The sequence below is a fragment of the Streptomyces sp. NPDC001100 genome, from assembly GCF_053598575.1.
The window spans coordinates 1-2,016 of the sequence record NZ_JBSFKO010000092.1; the positions used below are offsets into that span (position 1 = coordinate 1).

Consider the following 2,016-nt stretch of genomic DNA (forward strand, 5'->3'; position numbering starts at 1 on the left):
GCGCCAGCCGACCCGCCTCAGCCTCCAACTCCGCGTAACTCAGGGCGCGTTCACCGGACCCGGCGGCATCACCGGACTCAAGAGCCGGCGCGTCCGGCGTCCGCCGCACCTGCTCCGCAAGCAGATCCGGCAGCGTTCCGGAAGGCACCTCGGGGGACACGTCCTGCCAGTCCCGCGTCAGACGGCCCAACCGTTCCCCGTCCAGCAACCCGAGTTGGCCGAGAGGCATCTCCGGGGCCGCCGCGAACTGCTCCAACACCCGCACCAGCGCCGCCAACACCTCATCGGCCCGCGCCCGGTCGAACAGGTCCGGCCGGTGATCCAGCTGCAACTCCATCCGCTCACCCGGCGCGACGATCAACCCCAGCGGATAGTGACTGGCGTCGTGAGGGATGCCGCCCGGCCGGATGGTGAGGGCATCGGGGCCGTCCGGCGTGGCCGCGGTCGAGTGCGGATAGTTCTCGTAGACGACGAGCGTGTCGAACTCCGCGCCCGGCCCGGCAAGTTGCTTGATCTCCGCCAGCCCGACGTACTGATGATCCATCAGGTTCACTTGCCGGTTTTGGAGTTCGGACAGCAGGTCGGCCACGGACAGATCACCGGCCAACTCGGCGCGCACCGGGAGGGTGTTGATGAACAACCCGATCAGCGACTCCGCACCCGGCAGATCCGCCGGCCGCCCGGCAACCGTCGTCCCGAACACCACATCCCGGCGCCCGGACAGACGAGCCAGCACCAGAGCCCACGCCCCCTGCACCACCGTCGCCATGGTGAACCCGCGCTCCCGCGTCAGCTCCTCCAGCGCCCGTGTCAGTTCGGCCCCGCATTCGACACGCACCGCTTCCGGCCGCATCGGCAACCGGGCCGGATCCACCGGAGCAACCAGCGTCGGCTCCTCAGCCCCCGCCAACTCCTCCCGCCACGCAGCCCGCGCAGCCTCCCGATCCTGACGACCAAGCCACGACAGGTAATCCCGATACGACCGCACCGCAGGCAACGCCCCGGCATCCCCGCCCGCGGCGTACGCCGCCGACAGTTCATCGATCATCACGGACAACGACCAGCCGTCAACAACGCTGTGATGCGACGTCATCACCAGCCGGTGGCGCCGCTCGCCGAGACGAAGCAGCAACAGCCTCAGCAGTGGACCCCTCGCGAGATCAAAACCGGCCGACAGCTCGTTCCCGGACAACCGGGCCGCCTCAACCTCCGCATCAGCCTCCGACAGGCCGCTCAAGTCGACCTCCCGCCAAGGGAGTTCCACCTCCCGCGGGACAACCTGCACCGCCTCACCCGAGGCCAGTCGATGGAACCCCGCACGCAAAATCGCATGCCGTCCCACCACCACGTCCCACGACGCCCGAAGCCGACCGACATCCAAAGGTCCGCCCAGAGCGAGCGCACGCTGGCCGGCATACACATCCGCCCCAGCGCCCTCGTCGAGAGACGCGTGGAACAACAGCCCTTCCTGGAGCGGGGACAGCGGCCACACATCCTCCAGACCGGACACCTCCGTCTCCAGCTCCTCCACACCCCCCTGAGAGAGGGAAACCAGCGGGAAGTCGGAGGGGGTGTGGCCGCCGGCCGAGGGGTCGGCGGTGTGCGCGGCGAGACCCGACAGCAGCCCGAGCCAGGCCCGGCCCAACTCCTCCACGTCGGTCTCGTCCAGCAGCGCGGCGGGCCAGCTCAGGGTGAGCGTCAACTCCGAGCCACTCGCGGTATCCGCCACCACAGCACCCGCCGCGAGCGCGTGCAGCACCGGCATGCCCGGGTCAGCAGCGCCTCCTACGGCCGTGTCCCCGGCCGTCTGCCAGGGCACGACCACGTCCGACCCAGCACCGGCGACCGCGAACCGGCCCAGGTAGTTGAAGCCGATCTGCGGCACCGGCTGGGCCGCCAACACCGGCCCCGTCTCCGGATTCAGATGACGCAGCAGGCCATGCCCGAGACCGTCCCCGGGAACCGCCTGCACCTGCTCCTTCACCCGCTTCACCAGCGCACCGGCCGCCGCACCAC

At 70.0% G+C, this 2,016-nt stretch carries 1 protein-coding gene; it reads right to left on the reverse strand.

From position 1 onward, the window contains the following. A partial coding sequence (locus ACWDEW_RS48765; RefSeq protein ID WP_450522825.1) for a condensation domain-containing protein occupies positions 1 to 2,016 on the reverse strand: 2,016 nt, incomplete at both ends.